Genomic DNA, 22635 nt, shown 5'->3' with positions numbered 1-22635 from the left:
TGGTCAGGCGATGAACGGCGCACCGATGTCGAATCCGTGCGTGTCCACAGTCACCCGTAACGGACAGCGATCGCGCTGACGGTATCGTGAGTGCGTTCCGGCGAGCCCGACCCGGGTCGCCTGAGTTGAACAGCGAGGGAGGCGGGAGGCACAGATGGCGTCGACTCGCCGTACCCGGGCGAAGCCTGCCGGGGGAATGCTTCGGCCGACCACCGTGGCACCGACCGCGGTGTCGGTCTTGTCCGCGGCCACCGGGGCTCGGGTGGACCTCGTCGGTTCGGCATCCGCCGACACCGAGGTCACCGGGGTGACGTTGCGGGCCCAGGACGTGGTTCCGGGTGATCTGTTCGCGGCACTGCCCGGCGGCCGTACACACGGTGCCCGGTTCGCCGATCAGGCGGTCGCGGCGGGCGCCACGGCCGTGCTCACCGATCCGGCAGGTCGTGCGGAGCTGACAAAGGTCCTCGGCTCCGATGCGACGTGCGCGGTGCTCATCCATCCGAATCCGCGAGAGGTTCTCGGCCCGGTGAGCGCCCGGATCTTCGGCTACCCGTCGCTCCGGCTGAAGCTGATCGGGATCACCGGCACCTCGGGCAAGACCACGACCGCCTACATGGTCGAGGCGGCTCTGCTCGCCGCGGGGCACTCGGTGGGCCTGATGGGCACGGTGCAGACTCGCATCAACGGAGTCGCCCAGCCCAGCGCGCTCACCACGCCCGAGGCCCCGACCCTGCAGGCGATGCTGGCAACCATGCTCGAGCGCGGCGTCGACGCCGTCGTGATGGAGGTGTCCAGCCATGCTCTCGCGCTGGGCCGGGTCGACGGCGCCCAGTTCGCGATCGGGGCGTTCACGAACCTGTCGCAGGACCACCTGGATTTCCACCATTCGATGCGGGCCTACTTCGACGCCAAGGCGCGGTTGTTCGCACCGTCGTCGCCGACACACGCGGTGCGACCGATCATCTGCGTCGACGACGAGTGGGGTCGCCGGATGGTCGAGATCGCCCGTTCGGACAAGCAGTCGCCCCCGGTGACCGTGTCGACCGGAACCGTGCCGGCGCACTGGCATGCAGGTCCGTCGACAGTGGGCGCTGACGGCGCCCAGCAAGTGACGGTGACGGTGCCCGGCGGCGGCGACCAGGACATGGTGGTGCCACTGCCGGGCCGCTACAACGTGGCCAATGCCTTGACGGCGGTGGCGATCGCGGTCGGTGCCGGTGTCACCTCGTCGGCGGCGATCGGCGCGATCTCCGGCGTCGCGGTCCCGGGCCGGCTCGAGCGTATCGACCGTGGGCAGGAGTTCCTTGTCGTCGTCGACTATGCGCACAAACCCGCGGCGCTCGAGGCGGTGATCGCCACGCTGCGCGAGCAGACCCGGGGGCGCATCGCAGTGGTGGTCGGGGCCGGCGGCGACCGTGATGTGGGCAAGCGGCCCATCATGGGTGAGATCGCCGTTCGCGGTGCCGAACTCGTGATCGTCACCGACGACAATCCGCGCACCGAGGACGCAGCCGCGATCCGCGCCGAGATTCTCGGCGGTGCACGGGCCGCAAAGCTCGACGGAGATGTTCACGACGTACGCGAGATCGGGGATCGGGCCGAGGCCATCGCGGCGGCCATCGCCTGGGCGGCACCGGGCGACACCGTGCTCATCGCGGGCAAGGGACACGAGACCGGCCAGGAGATCGACGGTGTCAAGCATCCTTTCGACGACCGCCTGGTCGCCGGGGCCGCCCTCGATTCGTCGATCGCACCGCCGGCCATCGGGGAGGACGAGAAGTGACGACGCCACCTACGGTTCTCGTGGCGTCGTCGGTCCACATCGACGAGGTGCGGGTCATGCTGCGCAGACTGGCGGAGGCGGGCGCGACCCCCTCGGCGGGGGCCGAGCGGCCGCGCACCTGGGCGATCCTCGGTGAGCTCGCCGTCGGCGACGGACTCACGGAGAACGAACGTGTCGTCGAACACGATCGACTCGGTCGTCAGATCGTCCGCCTCGCGGTCGACAAGACGCTGTGTGTGGGGCAGTCGCGCGCCGTGCGTGCCCTGCACCAGGGCACGGTCATGGAAGGCTCATGGGGTGACGAGGTCCGGATGGTCGCGACGGTCGATGAGGCACGCGACCTGCTGACCTCCGACGACTGGCGTCCCGGTCCGGGCGATGTGGTCCTGCTGGCCGCGGAGGAACCCGGGATCGCCGAACTCGCGACCCTCTGGCCGGTGCGCGACGACATCTCGGGCGACGGCGCGGAAGACGAGACAACCGAACGCGAGAACATCGCGCACGAAGGTATGGGGGACGGGCCATCGAGCATGTCGACGACGGGGACGAACGAGTGAGGGCGACGAGGGTGACAGTGCAGACAGGGATGACGCGGTGACACAGATCCTGATCGCGGGTGGCATCGCGCTCGCGGTGTCGATCCTTCTCACGCCGTTCCTCATCCGCCTCTTCACCCGGCAGGGCTTCGGGCAGGAGATCCGGGTCGAGGGCCCGCAGAGCCACCAGACCAAACGCGGTACCCCGTCGATGGGTGGCGTGGCGATCCTGGCCGCGTTGTGGGCGGGCTATCTCGGGTCCCACATCGTCGGCCTGTTCACCGGCGGAACAGGGGTCACCGCGTCGGGGTTGCTCGTCCTGGGTCTGGCCACCGCGCTCGGAGGTGTCGGGTTCCTCGACGACATCATCAAGATCCGCAAGCACCGGAACCTTGGGCTCAACAAGACCGCCAAGTCGATCGGGCAGTTCGCTGCCGCCATCCTCTTCGGCGTGCTCGTGCTGCAGTTCCGCAACGACGCCGGGTACACGCCTGCGAGCACCCATCTGTCCTACGTCCGCGACATCGACGCCATCTCGATGTGGTCGATCGTCTTCGTGGTCTTCTGCTGGCTCGTGGTGGCGGCGTGGTCGAACGCGGTGAACTTCACCGACGGCCTCGACGGCCTCGCCGCGGGTTCGATGGCCATGGTGATGGGATCGTATGTCCTGGTCACCTTCTGGCAGTACCGCAATGCCTGCGCAGGCGGACCGAAGGCGACCGCGGAGATCACGCCGGGATGTTACGTGGTCCGGGATCCCCTGGATCTCGCGCTGATCGCAGTCGCCGGCGGGGGTGCGTGCCTCGGATTCCTGTGGTGGAACGCGGCCCCGGCCAAGATCTTCATGGGTGACACCGGGTCACTGGCGCTCGGCGGCCTGCTGGCCGGCCTGTCCATCACCACCCGAACCGAACTCCTCGCGGTCGTGATCGGCGCGCTGTTCGTCGCCGAGATCATCTCGGTGGTGATCCAGATCGCATTCTTCCGGACCACGGGTCGACGAGTGTTCCGAATGGCCCCGTTCCACCACCATTTTGAACTGGGTGGCTGGGCCGAGACGACGGTGATCATCAGGTTCTGGCTGCTCACGGCCATCGCCTGCGCACTGGGCCTGTCCTTGTTCTACAGCGAGTTCCTGGCCGTCAGTGGCTGATCGGCGGCCCGACCTCGACGTGACCGCACTGTCGGGGACGACGGTGCTGGTCGCCGGTGCCGGAACCGCCGGCCGGTCGGCAGCCCGGTACCTGCTCGACGCCGGAGCGCGCGTCACGGTCGCCGACGCCCGGTTCGGTCCGGACGATCCCGGCGACGACGACCTGTCCGATCTCGGCGCGCGGCTGGTCGGCACTGCGTCGCTGCTCGACGATGACAGCGCATGGCCAGGGGAGACCGGCCTGGTCATCGCGTCGCCCGGATTCTCGCCGGCACATCCACTCATCGTCCGCGCGGTCGAGGCGGGACTGCCGATCTGGGGCGAGGTCGAACTCGCCTGGCGCGTCGACCGCGCCGGGATGCTCGGCGGGCCCCGCACCTGGCTGGTCGTCACCGGAACCAACGGGAAGACGACGACGACGTCGATGCTCACCGACATCGTCATCGGCGCGGGTCGTTCGGCGGCGGCCTGCGGCAACATCGGCCTGCCCGCGCTCGATGCGATGCGGCAGACACCGCGGGTGGATATCCTCTGCGCCGAGCTGTCGTCGTTCCAGCTGCACTGGGCTCCCTCGGTGGCCCCCGATGCGGGCGTGGTGCTCAACATCGCCGACGACCATCTCGACTGGCACGGCTCGTTCGATGCATACGCCGAGGCAAAGGGTGTCGCACTGCGCGGTGCCGTCGGGGTGGTCGGCCTCGATGATCGCGCGGCATCATCGCTGCCGGTCGCCGGTCGCCGGGTCGGCTTCACGCTGAGCGCGCCGGGGGACGGCGAGCTCGGGGTGGCCGACTCCCGGATGGTCGACCGTGCCTTCGGGCCGCCGGGGTCGTCGCGGCCGATCGTCGAGACCGCGGCGATTCACCCGTCCGGCCCGTCGGGGACCGCCGATGCACTGGCGGCAGCGGCACTCGCGCTCGCGGCCGGGATCTCACCCGACGCGGTCGCCGAGGCGCTGCGCGACTTCCGGCCCGCCGCCCATCGCGGCGAGGTGGTGGCCCGCGTCGAGGATCTCGACTACATCGACGACTCGAAGGCAACCAATCCGCACGCTGCCGAGGCCGCGATCGCGGGTCATCGGCGGGTGGTGCTGGTTGCCGGGGGGCTGCTCAAGGGCGCCCGGGTCGACGACATGATCCGCCACACGCGGGAGCGACTCGCCGGGGTGGTCGCGATCGGCCGCGATCGTGAGCTGATCGTCGACGCGATCTCGCGACACGCCCCAGAAGTCCCAACAGTCACAGTATTCACAGGGGACGATGGGCGCGTGACTGTTCAGCACGCGACCCCACACCTCGGGAAAGAACTGCCCGCCGGACTGAGCGCCCCGACCGAACCGCCTTCGGCGGCGGTCGGATCCGACGACACCGATTCCGACCGAGCCGCTGTCGCGGTGATGGAGCGGGCGGTCGAGGTGGCCGCGCATCTGGCCCGGACCGCCGACGATCGCCCCGACGCGGTGCTGCTCGCCCCGGCGGCCGCCTCTCTGGACATGTTCGCGGGGTACGGCAGACGCGGTGACGCGTTCGCGACGGCCGCGCGGTCCCTGCCGGGAGCGGCCGACGTGAGCGGAACGTCTCGATGAGCTCCTCGACGGAGGTACCGGGGCGGTCGTCCCGCACGGCGAAGCAGACCAGCACGAATCAGACCGGCACGAAGCTGACCGGCAAACAACGAACCAGCACCCAACCGACCACGGGTAAGAAGGACTCGTCGTCGGCGAGCACCAGTTGGCCGGCTGCGGTGGTCGAGGCGGTGCGCAACCTCCTGTCGCGACCCCTCGCGTCGTATCACCTGATCCTGACGATCGCGTTCCTGCTGACCGTATTCGGTCTGGTGATGGTGTTGTCGGCCTCCTCGGTGGAGGGCTACTCCAAGGACGGGTCGTCGTACGGGCTGTTCGCCACCCAGATGATCTTCGCCCTGCTGGGTCTGGTGGGCTTCTACGTCATGCTCCGGCTGCCGGTGCGGCTCCTGCGTCGGGCCGCGGCACCGCTGATGGTCGTCACCACGGTCCTGCTCGCGTTGGTGCTGATCCCCGGCATCGGCACCCTGAGCCAGGGTGCTCGGCGGTGGTTCGTGATCGGCGGATTGTCGGTGCAGCCGTCGGAGTTGGTGAAGGTGGCACTCTGCGTCTGGGGCGCCCATCTGCTCGCCTCCCGGCGCCGGGACAACGCATCCTTGAAAGAGCTCCTGATCCCGCTCGTCCCGGTGGCGATGCTGGTCTGCCTGCTGATCATCCTCGAGCCGAATCTGTCCACCACCATCACGATCGCCATCATCGTCGGCGCGATGCTGTGGTTCGCGGGCCTGCCGGTGAAGGTGTTCCTCACGTTCGCAGCAGTCGGCACCGCGATCGCGGTGCTGCTGGCACTGGTCGAGGGTTACCGATCCCAGCGCGTGCTCAGCTTCCTCGGCAGCATCGACGACCCTCAGGGTGCCGGGTATCAGGCTCGCCAGGCCACCTACGCGCTCGCCAACGGCGGGGTGTTCGGGGTCGGCCTCGGGCAGAGCCGGGCGAAGTGGAACTATCTCCCGAACGCGCACAACGACTTCATCTTCGCCATCATCGGCGAAGAACTGGGGTTGATCGGTGGCCTGCTCGTGGTGATCCTGTTCGCGATCCTGGCGTTCATCGGATTCCGGATCGCCGTGCGGTCCGTGGATCCGTTCCTGCGACTGATGACCGGCACCATCACCGTCCTGATCACCGCCCAGGCCTTCATCAACATCGGCTACGTCATCGGGCTGCTGCCGGTCACCGGTATCCAGCTGCCGCTGCTGTCTGCGGGCGGTACCTCGACACTGACCGTGTTGGCCATGCTCGGACTGCTGGCCAGTGCCGCGCGGCACGAGCCGGAGGCCGTGGCCGCCCTGAGTACCGGCGAACCGGGTCGTCTCGGTCGCTGGCTGCGTCTGCCCGCGCCGGTGCCGTATCGCCCGACGCGTGCCGATGCCCTGCGTGATCGGCTCGATCAGCGACGCCCGGATCGGGCTCGTGTCCCGGCGCCCGCGGCCCCCTCGCGTTGGGCACGTCTGCGGCACGGCACGCCCACCGAGGCCGTGGGCCGCGAGCCGGTGCGGCGCCCGGCCCCGACCGCCCGGACACCACGCACGGCCGCTGTCCGGGTCGACTACCGTACGGGGTATTCGGGAACGGGTACCCGCCGTGGCGCTCCGGTCCCGCCGCGTTCGAACCGCGGTGGGGGTGGGGCATCCGACGCCGGGCGGGCCGGGTCGACCCACCAGTGGCGGCCGGCGGGCCGTTCCACCTGGTCACGGCACTGAAGACGGTCGAGACCGCACGGCAGCCGGTACGCGGCGGCCGACGATGCGGAATGGAGTTGGGCACGGGTGAGTTCTGAGCGAGGTCGGTCGTCGGATCGGCCGCTGTCGGTCGTGGTCGCCGGTGGTGGGACCGCCGGGCACATCGAACCCGCGCTCGCCGTCGCGGATGCGGTGACCCGTCTGGACCCGACCGCACGGGTGACGGCCCTGGGTACCACCCGTGGCCTCGAGACCACCCTGGTGCCCGAGCGCGGGTACCCCCTGGAGCTGATCCCGCCGGTCCCGCTGCCCCGGAAGCCGGGGATGGAACTGGCCAAGACGCCTGCACGTCTCATCCACGCGGTGACCGCGACCCGGTCGGTCCTGTCGTCGGTCGGCGCCGACGTCGTGGTCGGTTTCGGCGGCTATGTCGCCCTGCCGGCGTACTTCGCGGCGCAGATGCGGGTCCGCGGACGTCATCGGCTGCCGATCGTCATCCACGAGGCCAATGCGAGCGCCGGGATCGCGAACAAGGTCGGCGCGCGGTTCGCGGACCGGGTACTGGCGGCCGTGCCCGGTTCCGGGCTCGATGCCGACGTGGTCGGTATCCCGGTACGCGGCGTGATCACCGAACTCGACCGTCCGGCACTACGTGCCAAGGCGCGCCACTATTTCGGCCTCGACGAGGACGCGCCAACGTTGCTGGTGTTCGGGGGATCGCAAGGTGCGCAACGACTCAACGACGCCGTCTCCGGCGCAGCGGGTGCGCTGGGGACCGCAGGCATCGGTGTGCTGCATGCGTTCGGCCCGAAGCACACGATCGATCCGCAATCGCCTCCCGGTGCGCCCCCGTATCGAGGGGTCGGGTACCTCAAGCGGATGGACCTGGCCTACGCCGCGGCCGACCTCGTCATGTGCCGATCGGGTGCGATGACGGTGGCCGAGATCTCGGCCACCGGTCTGCCGGCGATCTATGTCCCGCTCCCGCACGGCAACGGCGAACAGCGCCTCAATGCGCTCCCGGTGGTCGAGGCCGGCGGCGGCATCATCGTCGACGACGCCGAGCTGACCGCGGACTGGGTGGCCCGGGAGGTCCCCGCGATGCTCGCCGACCGGGACCGGTTGGCCGGGATGTCGGTGGCCGCGACCGGCTCAGGTCATCGTGACGCCGCGGACGCGGTCGCGTCGGCGGCGCTGGACCTGGCGGCGGCCCACCGTGGGGGCGGCCGACGACGGCGGCTCCGTTCCGCGTTTCGCTCACCGGGATCGGGATCCGAGCAATGACAATTGACGTGCGTGGCGTAGGCCACGATGACGGTATGCGTGGTCAGGGCCGTGGCACCGGGGCGGTGGGACGATGAACGGCGATTCCGTGAATGGTCCCATCGGCGAACTCCCCGAACGCCTTCGCCGGGTGCACATGGTGGGTATCGGCGGCGCGGGGATGAGCGGGCTCGCCCGGATCCTGCTCGCCCGCGGCGGTCAGGTGTCCGGTTCCGACGCGAAGAACAGCCGGGGCATCCTCGCGCTGCGCACCCGCGGAGCCCGCATCCAGGTCGGTCATGATCCGTCCGCTCTCGATCAGCTGCCGGGCGGTCCGTCGGTGGTCGTGACCACGCATGCGGCGATCCCCAAGACCAATCCCGAACTCGTCGCGGCTCGGTCGCGGGGCATTCCGGTCCTGCTGCGGCCCCGGATCCTGGCGGATCTGATGGCGGGATACCGCACCCTGCTCGTGGCCGGAACCCATGGCAAGACCTCCACCACCTCGATCGCCGTTGTCGCGCTGCAGCATTGTGGTGTCGACCCGTCGTTCGCGGTGGGTGGCGAGCTCAACGAATCCGGCACCAATGCCCATCACGGCAGTGGCGGCATCTTCGTCGCCGAGGCCGATGAGAGTGATGGGTCCCTCCTCGAGTACACCCCGGACGTTGTGGTGGTCACCAACATCGAGGTCGACCATCTCGATCACTTCGGGACCCGCGAGGCGTACGTCGACGTGTTCGACGAGTTCGCCGATCGCATCGCCCCCGGCGGATCGCTCATCGTGTGTCTCGACGACGAGGGCTCGGCGGCTCTGGCCGGTCGATGCGCACAGCGACTGACGGAACGGGGAGTGTCGGTGTTCGGCTACGGCGCGGGTCGGCATGCGGACCTCGCACCTGCCGCGAAGCAGGTCGCGACGCTGCTCTCCTGGTCGGCGCGGGGCTCCGGTGGGGTGGCGCAGGTGCGGTTCGACGCGCCGATCGCCGATCCGTCCGTCGAGCGCACCATGCTGTTGACCGTCCCCGGCGAACACATGGCGCTCAACGCGATCGGAGCTGTCGTCGCCTGTGTGCGCGCCGGTGGCGCGCTGGCGGGTGTCATCGACGGTGTCGAGGCTTTCGGTGGCGTTCACCGCCGATTCGAATTCCGCGGCCGGACAGGCGATGTGGACGTCTTCGACGACTACGCGCACCACCCGACCGAGGTCCGGGCGGTGTTGACCGCCGCACGGCTCGCGGTCGAGAGCGTTGCGGCCGACACCGACGTACGGGGGACGGGTCGGGTCATCGCGGTGTTCCAGCCGCATCTGTTCTCGCGTACCCGTGATTTCGCGGTCGATTTCGCCGCGGCGCTCGATCTCGCCGACCAGGTCGTCGTGGCCGATGTCTACGGCGCACGCGAAGAGCCGATCCCGGGGATCAGCGGTGCCAGCATCGCCGATCGGGTGACCCGACCGGTCATCTTCCAGCCCGATCTGTCCGCGCTCGCGCGGACAGTTGCATCGGTGGCATGCCCCGGCGACCTGGTGCTGACACTCGGCGCCGGTGACATCACCATGCAGGGACCGGAGATTCTCGAGGCGTTGCGGGACCGCGGTGCCCACCACGCTGTCACCGCAGTCGCGGACGGTGCCGGAGCGAACGGTGCCGGAGCGAACGGTGCAGACACGGACGGTGCCGGAACCCCGGGGTCGCAACCGTGAGTCCGCGGGTGCGGGGGACCTCGCGTCGCTCCCGGCTCCTGCTGGGCACGGTCCTGGTGATCGTGGTGGTGGTCGGTCTCGGTCTGATCGCGTACTTCACCCCACTGATGTCGGTCCGGTCCACCGACGTCCACGACAATCGGGCGGTCCCGACCGACCAGATCGTCGGCGCGGCCCAGGTGGCCGACGGGACACCGCTGTTGCAGGTGGACACGCACGCGGTCGCGCAGCGGATCGCGGCGATCCCCTCGGTCGAATCGGTGCGGGTACAGCGGAGCTATCCGTCGTCGCTGACCATCACCGTCGTCGAGCGGCAACCGGTGGTGAAGGTGACCGACGGGCAGAAGGTCCATGTTCTCGATCGTTCCGGCGTCGGATATCTGACCTTCGACACCACAACCGGTGTACCGCCAGAGATGAACCGGTTGCCGGAGTTCTCGACACCCAATCCGGGCCCCGGCGACCCGACGACGACCGCCGCGCTCGCTGCCGTCTCCGGGTTGCCGGAATCGATCGGGCGACAGGTCGTCAAGGTGGCGGCCTCGTCGCCCGTCGACATCGAGTTCACTCTCAAGGGCAACAAGACCGTCGTCTGGGGCGACAGTGGGCAAGGGGCGGAGAAGGCCCGGACCCTCAGCGCCCTCCTGACGCGCCCGGCGACCACGTACAACGTGTCGAGCCCGGAGTTCCCTGCCTACAAGTGACCACGCGGCGTCCGCGCCGGCGACGCCGTGTCGACGTCCGTGGTGGTCGTCGGCACGTGACATCCATGAAAAATGCGGTCCAACTTCGCGACACGCCGCACGCTTGCTGGTTACCGCGCCATTCGGTGCCTAACGTCATCCCCATCATCCATCTACTTGACATAACTCTAAATCTATGGTTCAGGTTTAGGGTTTCGGATCGAACGAGGAAGGCGGGCACATGACGCCACCGCACAACTACCTGGCCGTGATCAAGGTCGTCGGCATCGGCGGCGGCGGTGTCAATGCCGTCAACCGAATGATCGAACAGGGACTGAAAGGTGTTGAGTTCATTGCCATCAACACCGATGCCCAGGCCCTGTTGATGAGCGACGCCGACGTCAAACTCGACGTCGGTCGGGACTCGACCCGTGGGCTCGGTGCCGGCGCCGACCCGGAGGTCGGGCGTCGCGCGGCCGAGGATGCCCGCGACGAGATCGAGGAACTCCTCAAGGGCGCCGACATGGTGTTCGTGACCGCCGGTGAGGGCGGCGGCACCGGAACCGGCGGTGCGCCGGTCGTGGCGTCGATCGCCCGCAAACTCGGCGCACTGACGGTGGGTGTCGTCACGCGGCCCTTCTCCTTCGAGGGCAAGCGCCGCGGCGGGCAGGCGGAGGCGGGTATCACGGCGCTCCGGGAATCCTGCGACACCCTCATCGTCATCCCCAACGATCGGCTCCTACAGCTCGGCGACGCGCAGGTCAGTCTGATGGATGCGTTCCGCAGCGCAGATGAGGTGCTGCTCAACGGTGTTCAGGGCATCACCGATCTGATCACCACCCCGGGGCTGATCAACGTCGACTTCGCCGACGTCAAGGGTGTGATGAGCGACGCGGGCAGCGCCCTGATGGGCATCGGGTCCTCGCGCGGCGAGGAACGCGCGAAGAAGGCGGCCGAGGCGGCGATCAACTCGCCACTCCTCGAGGCATCGATGGAAGGTGCTCGCGGCGTGCTCATCTCGATCGCAGGCGGCAGTGATCTCGGTCTGTTCGAGATCCACAACGCGGCGACACAGGTGCAAGAGGCCGCCCACGAGGACGCCAACATCATCTTCGGCACCGTGATCGACGACAACCTCGGCGACGAGGTTCGCGTGACCGTCATCGCGGCCGGATTCGACAGTGGCGCACCGCGTAAGCGCACCGAGATCCCGGCCGCCGCGACGGGCAAGTCGACCGTCGGTTCCGGACAGGCGGGTGCGGTCGCGGCCAACTCACAGGACAACGACCCGCTGTTCGGCAAGATGCCGGCCGGCACCGGCGACCCGTTCGTCGAGGCGCAGGAGCGTCCGCGGCGCAACAACGTCACCCTCGACGACGACGACGTCGATGTGCCGTCGTTCATGAAGCGCTGAGCTCGCCCGTGCGGGTTCGCCGCGTGGTCACCAGCCGGTCCGGTGGCGCTTCGGTGGCGCCTTACGATTCGTTCAACCTGGGCGATCATGTCGGCGATGACCCGAAAGCCGTTGCCGAGAACCGGACTCGACTCGCCGAGCAGGTCGGACTGGCGGCAGGACGGATCGTGTGGATGGAACAGATCCACAGTCGCAATGTCACCGTGGTGACCGGTCCGGTGGACGAGCCGGTGCCGGCGACCGACGCATTGGTCACCACGGAGACCGACCTGGCGCTGGCTGTGTTGTCCGCGGACTGTGTGCCGGTACTGCTCTCCGACGACGAGGCCGGCGTGATCGCAGGCGTGCACGCCGGACGAGTTGGTGCACGCATCGGGATCGTGCCGGCGACATTGCGCGCGATGATCGAACTCGGCGCCCGGCCGGAGCGGATCGGCGTCCTGCTCGGGCCGGCAGCCGCCGGGGCCGACTACGAGGTGCCGCCGCACATGCAGCGCGACGTCGAAGAACATCTCCCCGGCAGCGCCTGTGTGACCGCCAAGGGCACAACGGGTCTGGACCTGCGCGCGGGACTGCGCCGTCAACTCCTCGCCGCAGGTGTGGGTGCGGTGGCCGCGGATCCGCGGAGCACTGTCGCGGACCCTGAACTGTTCAGTCATCGTCGTGGCGCGCCGACCGGCCGGCTCGCCTCGGTGATCTGGATGGACTCCCGGCCCGCCGAGGGTGCCGATGGCTGACGAGGTGATTGACGCGCGGACACGCGAACTGGCCGAACGATATTCGGCTGCGCGCGAGCGTCTCGATGCTGCGGTCGCCGCGGCCGGCCGGAAACGCGGCGACGTCGAGTTGATGGTGGTGACCAAGTACTTCCCGGCCGACGACGTGCGGCGGCTGCTCGGCCTCGGCGTGCGGTGCTTCGGTGAGTCGCGGGAACCGGAGGCGAGCCGCAAGCTGGCCGAGCTCGCTGCGGACGACCCGACGGATGGTCGGCCCGGTGATCCGGCCGCGGTCTTCGACATGATCGGTTCTGTCCAGTCCAAGAAAGCGAAAACTGTTGCCGCGTGGGCCCGTTCGGTGCATTCTGTGGATCGGGACAAGGTGGTCGACGCCCTCTCTCGGGGGGCGCAGGCGGCGGTGGATGCGGGCGAGCGGTCCGAGCGGCTGGGCATTCTGTTGCAGGTGAGCCTCGACGGGGATCCGCATCGGGGTGGCGCACTGGTCGACGATCTGCCGGAGCTGGCCGAGCGTGTCCGGACCGCGCCCGGACTATTTCTGGCCGGCCTCATGGTGATCGCGCCGCTCGAGGGTTCGGTCGACCATTGGATGTCACGGGCTGCCGAGATCCGCGAGGGCTTCCTCGCCGATCATCCGGAGGCCCGCGCACTGTCCGCCGGGATGTCGGGTGACCTGGAATCCGCGGTGGCGCACGGTTCGACATGCGTGCGTGTCGGTACCGCGATCATGGGACCTCGACCGTTAGTCTCTCAGTAATCACATTGGTCACATGAGAACCAACGAGCACACAGATCGACAACTGCACCACCCACTGCTTCCCCCGGCAGCGTTGGACGACAGAGAGGCCAGCTATGACCACGATGCAGAAGTTCAAAGCATATTTCGGCATGGTGCCTCCAGGTGAATACGAGGACGACTACCTGGAGGAACCGGGTGGTCCGGTGCGCGGCGGACGCGCCTATCGCGACGACTACTACGGTGAGTCCGCTTATCGCGAACCCGGCTTCCGCGAGGGTCCGCGCGACGTCGACTTCGCGTACGTCGACGATCGCCGCTTTCCGGCGGAATTCGATCAGCAGGGCTTCGGGGGGAACGGGTACGAGATGAATTCCTACGACGGCGGCGGATACGAGCCCGTCCCGGAATATGCCTACGCCGGTGGTCGGCACGCCGGCGAGCAGGTCGAGCGGATGCGTCCGCAGCGGCTCGAACCATTGCAGCGATCGGGCATGCGGGCGGCCGGTGTGCCGCGCGCACCGATGAACACCGACGAGCGTGAACTCGAGCGCGTCTTCGCCGATGGTCCGCTGCAGAAGATCACCACCCTCCGCCCGTCGGACTACGGGGAGGCCCGCACGATCGGTGAGCGTTTCCGCGACGGGAACCCGGTCATCATGGATCTCGTCGACATGAGCAACGACGACGCGAAGCGACTCGTCGATTTCGCCGCGGGTCTGGCGTTCGCCTTGCGCGGCTCCTTCGACAAGGTGGCGACGAAAGTCTTCCTCCTGTCGCCTGCCGACGTCGACGTCTCGCCCGAGGATCGGCGCAAGATCGCCGAGACCGGGTTCTACAACCACAGCTGAGCACACGTTCGGGCAGCGGCCCTCTCTGCATCATGGCGATGTGGGAGGGCCGTTGTCGTGTCCGGCGCCGGGAGCGTAGCGAGCGGGCCGATTCGGCGCCGCGCCGGGAGCGTAGGGAGCGGGCCGATTCGGCGCCGCGCCGGGAGCGTAGGGAGCGGGCCGATTCAGCACCGGCGCCGGGAGCGTAGGGAGCGGGCCGATTCAGCACCGGCGCCGGGAGCGTAGGGAGCGGGCCGATTCAGCACCGGTGGGACATATCAGGCAACCTGGTGTGGTGACGATTCTGTTCCAGGTTCTCTATTACCTGCTGTTCATCTACTGGCTGCTCCTCCTCGCGCGACTTGTCGTCGAACTGGTGCGGACCTTCGCACGTGAATGGCGGCCCACGGGGTTCGCGGTGGTGATCATCGAGATCGTGTTCACCACGACGGATCCCCCGATCAGGGCATTGCGGAGGATCCTCCCGCCGATCCCGCTGGGGCCGGTGCGCCTCGACCTCTCGCTCATGATCGTGATGATCGTGGTGTTGATCGCCATGCAGATCGTCAGTTCACTCAGCCGGAGCTCGGCGGCCGCCCTGGCAGGATTGGCGTGAGCTGGGGGGTTTGTTGTGATCGACTCCGGGCCGTCGCCGACGGGCCGAACCTGGTCGATGACTGCACACCTTCGGTGGTTTACGGTTGGATGTCATCATCGAGTGACCGTTTCATTGCAAGAGCGCATCGATCTCCTGCTACGAACGGTTCTCGTGTGACAGGATTTGACGCCAGTTACCAATTGGACTGGTATGAATAAACAGTGACAGCCTGTAGCAAAGACTGTGCAGACTGGGTGTGCTGCCAACTGAACAGAGCTTGATCCCGACCCACATCTCGACTGACAAAGATGATCTCGACCGACAAATGAGGGGAACCGACATGCGGCTGACTCCAGCTGATGTGCACAACGTCGCGTTCAGCAAACCGCCTATCGGTAAACGCGGCTACAACGAGGATGAAGTCGATCAGTTCCTCGACTTTGTCGAGGCCGAACTGGCCCGTCTCATCGAGGAGAACGGCGACCTGAAACAGAGGGTCGAGGAGCTCGAAGGCGATCTGGCTGATGCACGTTCGTCGGCGCCCGCCGCCGGAGCGGCCGCGGCCGCCGCGTCGTCCGCACCGGCCGCAGAGGAGCGCACGCAGGTCTTCGCCGCCGCGCCGGAACAGCAGGCACCACAGCAGAGCGCTGCACCCAAGCAAGAGTTCGGCGGGGACGACGCGAACGTCCGTGCCGCCCGCGTGCTCGCGCTCGCCCAGGACACCGCGGACCGCCTGACCTCGACCTCGCGGCAGGAGGCCGATTCGCTGGTCACGGATGCGCGAACGCGTGCCGACACGATGGTGTCGGAAGCGCAGGCCAAGGCGGACGGGCTGCTCACCGATGCGCGACAGCGGTCGGAGGCCATCCTCGCCGACGCGCAGACGCGTTCGGAGGCGCAGGTGCGCCAGGCACAGGAGCGTGCCGACGCCCTGCAGAGCGATGCAGAGCGCAAGCACAGCGAGATCATGGGCACCATCAACCAGCAGCGGACCGTGCTCGAGGGCCGGATCGAACAGCTGAAGGTGTACGAGCGCGAGTACCGGACCCGTCTCAAGACCTACCTGGAGTCCCAGCTCGAGGAGTTGCAGCAGCGAGGAAGTGCGGCACCCGTCGAGGGTGGACGTGCCGATTCCTTCTCTTCGGATCCGGGTAACGGCGGTTTCACCAGTTACTCACCGAGTTAGTCGGCGAGTAGCAGGGAGTAGTTCGTGCTGACGCTGGCCCTGGCGGCAACGCTGGTCGGGTTTGTGCTACTGGTGCTCGGCCTGATCACCGGTACCGTGTGGCTCGCCATCGCGTGCATCATCGTGTGTTTGGTAGGCCTCGGATTGCTGATCGCCGACATCGTCGGGTCGGGTCGTCGCAACGAGGAGCCGTCCATCAGCGATTTCGTTGCGGCCGATGACGGTTCGTTGTCCGTGGCGAATGAGGATGCCGGCGGACGTCATGAGGGGGCCTCGGATACGCGGACGAGGTCGGCGCCGACCGAGCCCCGATCCGGAGTCGCGAGCGACGCGCCCCAGCGCGCATCCGATACACCGACAGCCGATGCCGGCGGCACACGGTCCGCACCGCGACCGCCGGAACCGCACCAGGGTGAGTCCGTGCCTCGGGCCGGCCGCGAGGGCACCTACGACGACTATCTGCGTTCGGTCGGTGGCTACGGCGGTGACGCCGGCGTGACTGCGCCGCGTCCCGCGGATCAGACCCCTTCGCCGCCTCCGCGCGGACCGGGATCGTATGAGAGGCAGTTCCCGCCGCCCGGGCGCGGGGCGCCGGGAACCCACGCGGCCCCCGACGATCCGGCCACCGAGTCGTTTCCTCCTCAGCAGCGCCGCCCGTCGGCGCCGAGTGGACCGCAACAGCGCCCGCCGGGGCACCAGCCTTCGGAGGGGTGGGAGACCGGGGACGAGGATCGGTCGCACCCGCGTGAGTCCCGCACACAGAAATTCGATCCGCTGGACCCGAACTGGCGGCCCCCGCCGGAATGACCGCGGGTCACCGACGGCCCCTCGACAAACGATTGGTCTGCACGCCGGTTCCGCGGCTACACTCGATGCTGCGTTGATCCGGCAATCACCGGGGAGCACCCGGAAGAACAGGGCGCCGTCACGGCGCACTTGGTAGACCCGGGCGGGAGCGGCCCGACACAGCCGTGGGTGCGCGGTGTGACCGCGGACCGGAGAGAGGCGCCGAACCGGCTTCGATCAGGACCGGTGGCGCAAGCGGGGTGGTACCGCGCGGATCGGGTGGTCGTCGACGACCTGATATGCGTCCCCGTGCCAAGAGCAGTCATACGCATGCCAGGCACGAGGAGACCGACCGATGACCGACACGGTCCACAGCAACGACCCGACCGACGCCGCACCACAATCCGACCGTCCCGCCGGAGCGCGTGTCTATCCGGTCGCCGACATGACGACCGACGCCGGGAGCGCAGCGAGCGGGTCGAGTGCTGCCGACGCCGGGAGCGCAGCGAGCGGGTCGAGTGCTACCGACGCCGGGAGCGCTACCGACACCGCACGCAGCACACCGTCCTTCCCGGACGTCGAGGAGCGCGTCCTCGCGTACTGGGAGGCCGACCAGACATTCGCGGCGTCGATCGCCAATCGTGCCGACGCCGAGGAGTTCGTCTTCTATGACGGGCCGCCGTTCGCCAACGGACTCCCGCATTACGGTCATCTGCTGACCGGGTACGTCAAGGATCTGGTACCGCGGTACCAGACCATGCGCGGCAAGAAGGTCGAGCGCCGCTTCGGCTGGGACACCCACGGTCTGCCGGCCGAACTCGAGGCCGAACGCCAGCTCGGGATCACCGACAAGTCGGAGATCGAGACGATGGGTATGGAGAGGTTCAACGACTACTGTCGCGACTCCGTACTGCGCTACACCGGCGAGTGGCGCGATTACGTGACCCGGCAGGCCCGCTGGGTCGACTTCGACAACGACTACAAGACGCTGGATCTCGACTTCATGGAGTCGGTGATGTGGGCGTTCAAGCGGCTCTACGACAAAGGTCTGATCTACCAGGGTTACCGTGTCCTGCCATACAGTTGGTACGAGCAGACACCGTTGAGCAACCAGGAATCCAAGCTCGACGACGCCTACCGCATGCGCCAGGACCCGGCGGTCACAGTGCGGATGCCACTGGTGGTCACCGACGGGCCGCTGACCGCACTCGACGGTGTGAACGCGCTGATCTGGACGACCACCCCGTGGACGTTGCCGTCGAACCTCGCCATCGCGGTCAACCCCGACGTCGAATACGTGCACGTGAGGTCCGCGGACGGCCAGGAGTACCTGCTGGCGAAGGCGCTGCTGGGTAGCTACGCCAAGGAGATCCCTGAGCCGGAGATCGTCGACAGCTACGGCGGTGCCGAGCTGGCCGGTCTGTCGTACACGCCGCCGTTCGACTTCTTCGTCGGCCATCCGAACGCACACCGGGTGCTGCTCGGCGACTATGTCACCACCGACAGCGGCACGGGTGTCGTGCATCTCGCGCCGGCCTTCGGCGAGGAGGACATGGACCTGTCCACGGCGAACGGCATCGAGGTCGTGCAGCCGCTGGATCCGGGTGGCCGGTTCACGGCCATGGTGCCGCCATACGAGGGTCTGATGGTGTTCGACGCCAACCCGGCGATCATCAAGGACCTGAAATCCGTCGGAAAGATCCTGCGTCACGACACCATCGAGCACTCGTACCCGCACTCATGGCGGTCGGGGAAGCCGTTGATCTACATGGCGGTTCCGTCGTGGTTCGTCGCGGTCACCCCGATCAAGGACCGGATGCTCGAGCTGAACAAGCAGATCACCTGGGCGCCGGAGCACATCCGCGACGGTCAGTTCGGCAAGTGGCTCGAGGGTGCGCGGGACTGGAACATCAGCCGCAATCGCTTCTGGGGTGCGCCGATCCCGGTGTGGATCTCCGACGATCCGGATCATCCGCGGATCGACGTCTACGGCTCTCTCGACGACCTAGAGCGCGATTTCGGTGCGCGGCCGGACAACCTCCATCGTCCGTACGTCGACGAGTTGACCCGGCCGAATCCCGATGATCCGTCCGGGAAGTCGACCATGCGTCGCGTCCCGGAGGTGTTCGACTGCTGGTTCGAGTCCGGCTCGATGCCGTTCGCCCAGGTGCACTACCCGTTCGAGAACTCCGAGTGGTTCGACGGAGATCCAGATCAGGGTGTGTTGCCACACAATCCGGGTGACTTCATCGTCGAGTACAACGGGCAGACCCGCGGCTGGTTCTACAACCTGCACGTCCTGGCGACGGCTCTGTTCGATCGTCCGGCATTCAAATCCGTCGCCGCACACGGCATCGTGCTCGGGGACGACGGACAGAAGATGTCGAAGTCCAAGCGCAACTACCCGGACGTCAACGAGGTCTTCGACCGTGACGGCTCCGATGCGATGCGCTGGTTCCTGATGGCCAGCCCGATCCTGCGTGGCGGCAATCTGGTCGTCACCGAGCGCGGCATCCGGGAGGGCGTGCGTCAGGCGCTGTTACCGCTCTGGAACGCCTACAGCTTCCTGCAGCTCTACGCCGAACGGCCGGCCGCATGGCGCACCGATTCCACGAACGTGCTCGACCGGTACATCTTGGCCAAGCTCGCGGTCACCCGCGACACCATGACCGAGGCGCTCGACACCTACGACGTGTCGAGAGCATGCGATGCGTTCCGCGAGTTCGTCGAGTCGTTGACGAATTGGTACGTGCGTCGCTCGCGTGCGCGGTTCTGGGGCGGGCAGGACGAGGACCCCGATGCGTTCGACACGCTGTACACGGTGCTGGAGGCGGCGAGCCGACTCGCCGCACCTCTGCTGCCGCTGGCGACCGAGGCGATCTGGCGCGGTCTGACCGGCGGTCGCTCGGTGCACCTGACGGACTGGCCGTCGGCCGGCGACCTGCCGTCGGACCCTGATCTCGTCGCAGCGATGGACGAGGTGCAGGAGGTCTGTTCGGTGGCGTCGAGTGTGCGCAAGGCGAACAAGCTCCGGGTCCGTCTGCCGCTGCCGGGGCTGACCGTCGCGTCGCCCACCGCCGAGCAGCTGGCGCCCTTCAAGGGCCTGATCGCCGACGAGATGAACGTGAAGTCGGTGACTCTGGCCACCGATGCGGACGCCTATGGTCGGCACGAGATCGTGGTCAACGCCCGCGCCGCCGGACCGCGCCTGGGTAAGGACGTCCAGCGCGCGATCAAGGCGGTCAAGGCCGGCAACTGGACGGTTCAGAACGGCGCGGACGGCGCCGAGGTGGTCGTCGCCGACGGGATCGAGCTGCACGACGGCGAGTACACCCGCCGGCTGGTCGCGGTCGAGCCCGATTCGACCGCGGAGATGCCCGGTGGGCGGGGGCTGGTAGTGCTGGACACGACGGTGACGCCGGAACTCGAGGCCGAGGGCTGGGCCAAGGATCGTGTCCGGGAACTCCAGGATGCGCGCCGCACCCTGGGCCTGGACGTGTCCGATCGCATCACCGTCCGCCTCGTCGTGCCGGCGGGGCGTCTGGCCTGGGCCGGCACACATGCCGAGCTGATCGCGGGCGAGGTGCTGGCCGTGGCGTTCGACGTGGCCGATGCCGAGAGTGGGCCCGGTGCCATCGACCTCGGCGACGGGGTGACGGCAGACATCACGAAGGCGGCTACCTCGTAACCCTGTGTGATCTGAGTCACTCCGTGTCACGCGACGGCGGCGGCCGGTGTCCTGAGACTGTCCACCTTTCGACAAAGGAGCAGTCATGAGTGCATCACAGGTGAGCGCGTCGCGTCGCCGGCAGATCCTCGTCCTCGGCGGCGGTTACGCCGGGACGATGGCCGCCAACCGGCTCAGTGCGGCGGACGACGCCGATGTGGTCCTGGTCAACCCGCGACCCCGGTTCGTCCACCGGATTCGGTTGCACCAGTGGGTGGCCGGTACGGGCACGGCCGACGAGGACTTCCGGCACGTGCTCAACGGACGGGTCCGTCTCGTCGTCGACACGGCCGGTCGGATCGACGCAGCGGGGCGACGGGTCGAACTGGCTTCGGGCGCGGCCCTCGACTACGACCACCTCGTTTATGCGATCGGGTCGTCGGGCACCCCGGCCGACGCGATCGACGGGGTTGCCGAGTACGGCTTCGCGTTGGGGGAATGGGAAGCGGCGCAGCGACTCCGGGCGCACCTCGCCGGAATCGGCAGGACGGATCCGCGCGCTCCCGCGACCGTGATCGGTGGTGGGCTGACCGGCATCGAGATGGCCGCGGAACTGGCAGACGCAGGTGTGCCGGTCCGGGTCGTGTGCGGTGCGACCCTGGCACCGTCGTTCGGTGCCCGTGCCCGGCAGCGGGCTCGTCGTCGGCTGGCGAAGCTGAGCATCGAGATCCTCGAGGATTGCCACGTCGCGAGCGTCGGACCGGATACCGTCACCATCGTGGAACGCGGTGAGCGTCGAGTCGTGCGCAGCTCGACGACGATCGTCGCGGCCGGGTTCGGTGTGCCCGATCTGGCCGCGGCCAGCGGACTGTCGACCGACGCGATCGGCAGGCTCATCACCGACGAGACGCTGACGAGTGTCGACGACCCGCGGATCGTGGGCGCGGGGGATGCCGTGGCACCGTCGGGCATGCCGTTCCGGATGAGCTGCCAGGCGGCGAACCAGTTGGGCCCGCACGCCGCCGACACGGTGCTCGCTCGGCTGGCCGGGGCCGAACCGGTCGCGGTCCGACTCGCCTTCGTCGGGCAGTGCACCTCACTCGGCCGGCACGGTGCCGTGATCCAGTCGACGCACCTCGACGACACACCCGCACGTGCCGTCGTCTCGGGTCGGTTCGCCGCGACGATCAAGGAAGTGGTCTGCCGCAGTGTGATCTGGGGACTTCGCGTGGAGGGACGTCGACCGGGTGCGACGCCGTCGTTCGGACGACCGCGCGAAACAGGCGACCGTGGCGCCGAGGTGGTCGCGTGACCTCCGATCTCGATGAGCACGACTCCGAGGAGCATGTCCGCCGGTTCACCGAACTACGGCCGCTGTTGTTCACGGTCGCGTACGAGATCCTGGGGTCCGCGACGGATGCCGACGACGTGCTGCAGGAGAGCTATCTCCGGTGGGCCGACGTCGATCTCGGCACCGTCGACGACACCAAGGGCTATCTCGCAAAGGTGGTGACCCGCCAGGCACTGAACGCGCTGCGGGCGTCGTCGCGGCGTCGGGAACAGTACGTGGGGCCGTGGCTGCCGGAGCCGATCCTGCTCGATGAGCGCGACGCCGCCGAGGATGTCGTGCTCGCGGAATCGGTCTCCACGGCCATGCTCGTCGTTCTCGAGACCCTCAGCCCGGACGAGCGGGTCGTGTTCGTGCTGCGAGAGGTGTTCGGGTTCGGCCACGACGAGATCGCCGAGATGGTCGGCAAATCCGACGCGGCGGTCCGGCAGGCCGCGCACCGGGCGCGGGCGCACGTGCGGGCACGGCGACGGCGGTTCGAGCCCGTCGATGCCGCACGCACGGCCGAGATCGCCGATGCGTTCATGATGGCGGCGGAGTCCGGTGAGATCGAGACGCTGATGGCGATGTTGTCGCCGGACGTCGTGTTCACCGCGGACAGTGACGGCAAGGCCAGCGCGGTGCGCCGTCCGATCCGCGGGGCTCTTGCGGTGGCCCGTCTGCTGGCCGGATTCGCGAGCGTCGGGCCGACACTCGAGGAGTTCCGGGTGGAGCCGGCGATCTTCAACAGTCTGCCCGGCATGCGGCTGTTCTTCGGCGGTGAGCTGCAAGGGGTGTTTGTGCTCGACGTGGTCGACGGTCTCGTCGCCGACATCTACGCCACCCGTAATCCGGACAAACTGCTCGGGGTCGGGGAACCACGCCGGATCTCGCGGTGACAGAGTCAGATCCCGATCGCGTCGAGCATGTCGCCCACCATGGCGACGCGGTCGGCGGTGAGGTGCCG

General features: G+C 68.2%; 18 protein-coding genes. All 18 read left to right on the top strand.

Features of this window, described 5'->3' with window-relative positions; all coding sequences use genetic code 11:
• Positions 1–154 precede the first annotated feature (154 nt).
• The 18 genes from ACLQ3I_RS00515 (at position 155) to sigJ (ending at position 22567) form a co-directional block, all read left to right on the top strand.
• Positions 155–1783 carry a UDP-N-acetylmuramoyl-L-alanyl-D-glutamate--2,6-diaminopimelate ligase gene (locus ACLQ3I_RS00515; protein ID WP_425799833.1) on the top strand — a complete coding sequence of 543 codons (1629 nt, stop codon included), beginning with the start codon at positions 155–157 and terminating at the stop codon, positions 1781–1783.
• A complete protein-coding gene (locus ACLQ3I_RS00510) occupies positions 1780–2340 on the top strand; it encodes a UDP-N-acetylmuramoyl-tripeptide--D-alanyl-D-alanine ligase (protein ID WP_425791923.1) in 561 nt (186 codons plus the stop codon). The genes ACLQ3I_RS00515 and ACLQ3I_RS00510 overlap by 4 nt, the downstream gene beginning before the upstream one ends.
• Positions 2341–2377: 37 nt before the next feature.
• Positions 2378–3472 (top strand): phospho-N-acetylmuramoyl-pentapeptide-transferase, encoded by a 1095-nt coding sequence (mraY, locus tag ACLQ3I_RS00505; RefSeq protein WP_425791925.1) that lies wholly within the window; start codon positions 2378–2380, stop codon positions 3470–3472.
• Positions 3465–5057 carry a UDP-N-acetylmuramoyl-L-alanine--D-glutamate ligase gene (gene murD, locus ACLQ3I_RS00500; RefSeq protein ID WP_425791927.1) on the top strand — a complete coding sequence of 531 codons (1593 nt, stop codon included), beginning with the start codon at positions 3465–3467 and terminating at the stop codon, positions 5055–5057. The genes mraY and murD overlap by 8 nt, the downstream gene beginning before the upstream one ends.
• Positions 5054–6760 (top strand): putative lipid II flippase FtsW, encoded by a 1707-nt coding sequence (gene ftsW, locus ACLQ3I_RS00495; RefSeq protein ID WP_425799832.1) that lies wholly within the window; start codon positions 5054–5056, stop codon positions 6758–6760. Before murD ends, ftsW begins: the two co-directional genes overlap by 4 nt.
• 66 nt (positions 6761–6826) lie before the next feature.
• Positions 6827–8023 (top strand): undecaprenyldiphospho-muramoylpentapeptide beta-N-acetylglucosaminyltransferase, encoded by a 1197-nt coding sequence (gene murG / locus ACLQ3I_RS00490; protein ID WP_425799831.1) that lies wholly within the window; start codon positions 6827–6829, stop codon positions 8021–8023.
• A 73-nt stretch (positions 8024–8096) separates the two neighbouring features.
• Positions 8097–9707, top strand: a complete 1611-nt coding sequence (gene murC / locus ACLQ3I_RS00485) for a UDP-N-acetylmuramate--L-alanine ligase (RefSeq protein ID WP_425791933.1) — start codon at positions 8097–8099, stop codon at positions 9705–9707.
• Positions 9704–10411 carry a cell division protein FtsQ/DivIB gene (locus tag ACLQ3I_RS00480; RefSeq protein WP_425791935.1) on the top strand — a complete coding sequence of 236 codons (708 nt, stop codon included), beginning with the start codon at positions 9704–9706 and terminating at the stop codon, positions 10409–10411. Before murC ends, ACLQ3I_RS00480 begins: the two co-directional genes overlap by 4 nt.
• 220 nt (positions 10412–10631) lie before the next feature.
• Positions 10632–11804 (top strand): cell division protein FtsZ, encoded by a 1173-nt coding sequence (gene ftsZ, locus ACLQ3I_RS00475; protein WP_425791937.1) that lies wholly within the window; start codon positions 10632–10634, stop codon positions 11802–11804.
• A gap of 8 nt (positions 11805–11812) precedes the next feature.
• Positions 11813–12541 carry a peptidoglycan editing factor PgeF gene (pgeF, locus tag ACLQ3I_RS00470; protein ID WP_425799830.1) on the top strand — a complete coding sequence of 243 codons (729 nt, stop codon included), beginning with the start codon at positions 11813–11815 and terminating at the stop codon, positions 12539–12541.
• Positions 12534–13295, top strand: a complete 762-nt coding sequence (locus ACLQ3I_RS00465) for a YggS family pyridoxal phosphate enzyme (protein ID WP_425791941.1) — start codon at positions 12534–12536, stop codon at positions 13293–13295. Before pgeF ends, ACLQ3I_RS00465 begins: the two co-directional genes overlap by 8 nt.
• Positions 13296–13390: 95 nt before the next feature.
• The gene (locus ACLQ3I_RS00460; protein WP_425791943.1) at positions 13391–14125 is read left to right on the top strand and encodes a cell division protein SepF; all 735 of its coding nucleotides are present in this window, start codon (positions 13391–13393) and stop codon (positions 14123–14125) included.
• 274 nt (positions 14126–14399) lie between these two features.
• Positions 14400–14720, top strand: a complete 321-nt coding sequence (locus tag ACLQ3I_RS00455; protein WP_164309288.1) for a YggT family protein — start codon at positions 14400–14402, stop codon at positions 14718–14720.
• Positions 14721–15042: 322 nt separating this feature from the next.
• On the top strand, positions 15043–15888 hold the full coding sequence (locus tag ACLQ3I_RS00450; protein ID WP_425791945.1) for a DivIVA domain-containing protein: 846 nt from the start codon (positions 15043–15045) through the stop codon (positions 15886–15888).
• A 24-nt stretch (positions 15889–15912) separates the two neighbouring features.
• Complete coding sequence (locus ACLQ3I_RS00445; protein WP_425791947.1) at positions 15913–16695, top strand: hypothetical protein; 783 nt, start codon at positions 15913–15915, stop codon at positions 16693–16695.
• Between the two features lie 334 nt (positions 16696–17029).
• The gene (gene ileS, locus ACLQ3I_RS00440; RefSeq protein ID WP_425799829.1) at positions 17030–20362 is read left to right on the top strand and encodes an isoleucine--tRNA ligase; all 3333 of its coding nucleotides are present in this window, start codon (positions 17030–17032) and stop codon (positions 20360–20362) included.
• 85 nt (positions 20363–20447) lie between these two features.
• Positions 20448–21653, top strand: coding sequence for an NAD(P)/FAD-dependent oxidoreductase (locus tag ACLQ3I_RS00435; RefSeq protein ID WP_425799828.1), 1206 nt, complete (start codon positions 20448–20450; stop codon positions 21651–21653).
• Complete coding sequence (gene sigJ, locus ACLQ3I_RS00430; RefSeq protein ID WP_425799827.1) at positions 21650–22567, top strand: RNA polymerase sigma factor SigJ; 918 nt, start codon at positions 21650–21652, stop codon at positions 22565–22567. The genes ACLQ3I_RS00435 and sigJ overlap by 4 nt, the downstream gene beginning before the upstream one ends.
• Positions 22568–22635: the final 68 nt, after the last annotated feature.

This window comes from Gordonia sp. DT101 (assembly GCF_049844895.1).
GTDB lineage: Bacteria > Actinomycetota > Actinomycetes > Mycobacteriales > Mycobacteriaceae > Gordonia.
The sequence above is the reverse complement of the archived record's forward strand: the minus strand, read 5'-3'. Positions and strand labels throughout refer to the sequence as shown.

Bases quoted from the DNA above. Each gene is read 5' to 3' on its own strand.
- ACLQ3I_RS00460 (WP_425791943.1), top strand. From the start codon at position 13,391: ATGACCACGATGCAGAAGTTCAAAGCATATTTCGGCATGGTGCCTCCA.
- ACLQ3I_RS00435 (WP_425799828.1), top strand. From the start codon at position 20,448: ATGAGTGCATCACAGGTGAGCGCGTCGCGTCGCCGGCAGATCCTCGTC.
- murC (WP_425791933.1), top strand. From the start codon at position 8,097: ATGAACGGCGATTCCGTGAATGGTCCCATCGGCGAACTCCCCGAACGC.
- ACLQ3I_RS00450 (WP_425791945.1), top strand. From the start codon at position 15,043: ATGCGGCTGACTCCAGCTGATGTGCACAACGTCGCGTTCAGCAAACCG.
- ACLQ3I_RS00515 (WP_425799833.1), top strand. From the start codon at position 155: ATGGCGTCGACTCGCCGTACCCGGGCGAAGCCTGCCGGGGGAATGCTT.
- ftsZ (WP_425791937.1), top strand. From the start codon at position 10,632: ATGACGCCACCGCACAACTACCTGGCCGTGATCAAGGTCGTCGGCATC.
- ACLQ3I_RS00465 (WP_425791941.1), top strand. From the start codon at position 12,534: ATGGCTGACGAGGTGATTGACGCGCGGACACGCGAACTGGCCGAACGA.
- ftsW (WP_425799832.1), top strand. From the start codon at position 5,054: ATGAGCTCCTCGACGGAGGTACCGGGGCGGTCGTCCCGCACGGCGAAG.
- ileS (WP_425799829.1), top strand. From the start codon at position 17,030: ATGACCGACACGGTCCACAGCAACGACCCGACCGACGCCGCACCACAA.